Source organism: Micromonospora sp. ATA51, from assembly GCF_016802855.1.
GTDB classification, from domain to species: Bacteria; Actinomycetota; Actinomycetes; order Mycobacteriales; family Micromonosporaceae; genus Micromonospora; species Micromonospora sicca.
In genome coordinates, this window is record NZ_JAEVHJ010000571.1 from 1 (window position 1) to 2,270 (window position 2,270).

General features: G+C 77.4%; 1 protein-coding gene and 1 pseudogene. Both read left to right on the plus strand.

All coding sequences use genetic code 11. The features are described 5' to 3' along the window. Window positions 1-71 precede the first annotated feature (71 nt). Window positions 72-140: pseudogene (locus JNW87_RS40125) on the plus strand (hypothetical protein); the annotation flags it as partial. Window positions 141-147: 7 nt separating this feature from the next. After that, on the plus strand, window positions 148-2,270 hold a 2,123-nt coding region (locus tag JNW87_RS37850; protein WP_375373601.1), incomplete at its 3' end, for an AAA family ATPase.

A 2,270-nucleotide genomic window follows, 5' to 3' on the forward strand; every position in this document is an offset into this window, starting at 1 on the left:
GGCCGTCATGGCATGCTCGACGGCGTGACCATACGCGCCGCCAGCACCGTCCTCGTCGCCGCCAGCACGAGGTGGCGGCGCTGCGCGACGCGCTCGTCCGGGCCCGCGCCGGCGAGCCCACCACCGTCCTGGTCGGCGGTGAGGCCGGTGTCGGCAAGACCCGGCTGTTGGAGGAGTTCGGCGCCTCGCCACCGCCGCCGGGGCGCGCGTCCTGGTCGGCAGTGCCTGGAGCTGGGCGAGGCCGGGCTGCCCTTCGCGCCGTTCGCCGCGGCGCTGCGGGAGGTGTTGCGCCGCGACGGCCGGGACGTCTTCTCCGGGTACGAGCCGGAGTTCGCCCGCCTGCTGCCGGAGCTGGCCCGGGTGCCGGCCGGGGTCGCCGCACCGACCGGCCTGCCCGTCTCGGACACCCCGCGCGGCTACCTTTTCGATCTGGTGGGCGACCTCTTCCAGCGGCTCGCCGCCGGGCAGCCCCTGGTCCTGGTGATCGAGGACCTGCACTGGGCCGACCGGTCCACCCGGGACCTGATCGGCTTCCTGGTCCGGGCGGCCCGGACCGCCCGGCTGCTGCTGGTCTGCACCTACCGCACCGACGAGCTGCACCGCGGGCACCCGCTGCGGCCCTTCCTCGCCGAGCTGGACCGCGCCCGCGGCGTCGACCGCGTCGAGCTGGGCCGGCTGGACCGGGACGGCACCGGCGCGATCCTGGCCGACCTGCTGGGCGCCGAGCCCGCTCCCCGGGCCGTCGACGACGTGCACGACCGGACCCAGGGCAACCCCTTCTTCATCGAGGAACTGGCCGCCGCGGGCGACCCGGTGGGCTGTGCCGCGCTGCCGGAGACCCTGCGTGACCTGCTGCTCGCCCGGGTGGACCGGCTGCCGGATCCGGCCCAGCGGGTGCTGCGGATCGCCGCCGCCGGCGGCACCCGCTTCGCCCACCAGCTCCTCGCCGAGGTCGCCGGCCTGCCCGAGTCGGACCTGGAGGACGCGCTGCGCGCCGCGGTGGCCGCCCAGCTCGTGGTGGCCGACCCCGACGGCGACTACGAGTTCCGCCACGCGCTGGTCCGCGAGGCCGTCCACGACGAGCTGCTCCCCGGCGAGCACGCCCGGCTGCACGCCCGCTACGCCGCGGCGATCGAGGCGCAGCCGCACCTGGTGGCCGCCGGTCGCGCCCCGGCCGAGATCGCCCACCACTGGTACGCCGCGCACGACCACCCCCGCGCCCTGGTCGCCGCCCGCGCCGCGGCCTGCGCCGCCGCCGACCGGTACGCGTACGCGGAGCAGAGCCGGCTGCTGGAACGGGTGCTGGAACTGTGGGAACTGGTGCCCGACGCCGCCGACCGGCTCGGCATGGACCACCTGCGGGTGCTGGAGGAGACCCTGGCGGCGGCCAGCACCGCCGGTGACTACAACCGCGCGGCCACCCTCACCCGCGCCGCGCTGGCCGAGGTGGACACCGCCGCCGAGCCGCTGCGTGCCGCCCGCCTGCTCCACCAGCGGGGACGGCTGCTGGCGCTGCTCGGCAAGAGCGACGGCACCGTCGAGCTGCGCGAGGCGTACCGGCTGGCGGCCGAGGTGCCGGACGGCCCGGAGCGGGTCGGACTGCTCGCCGACATCGCCGCCCACCTGGTGAAGATCGATCCGGTGCAGGCCGCCTCGGTGGCCGCGGAGGCGATGACCGCGGCCGAGCAGATCGGCGTGGACGTCGCGCTGCTGCCCACCCGGATCGCCCTGCTCTGTCGCACCGACAAGGCCCCCGACCTGGGACTGGCCGAGCTGCGCCGGGCGGAGGCCGTGGCCCGGGCCACCGGCAACGCCCCCGCCCTGGTCAGCGCCCTGGTGCACCTCTCGGACGTGCTGTTCGAGCTGGGCTGCTACGCCGAGTCGGAGCAGGCCGCCGCCGCCGGGGTGAGCGAGGCGCGCCGGGTCGGGATCAGCCGCTCCACCGGGGCGTACCTGCTGTCGAACCGGGCGGAGGCGCTGATCGCCCTGGGCCGCTGGGATGAGGCCGACGCGGCCTGCGCCGAGGCGGCCCGGATCGACCCGCCCGGCGTGTCCGGCCTGCACTGGCTCCAGCTCCGCGCCGGGCTGCGGCTGGCCCGGGCGCACCCGGCCGCGGACGAGCTGGTCGGCCGCGCGCTGGCCTTCCTCGCCCGGCCGTACCTCTGGCCGAACCACCGGCTGCCGCTGCACGAGCTGCGCGTCGAGGCGGCGCTCGCCGCGGACGACAAGCTCGCGGCGGTACGGGCGGCCCGCACCGCCCTGGCCGACGA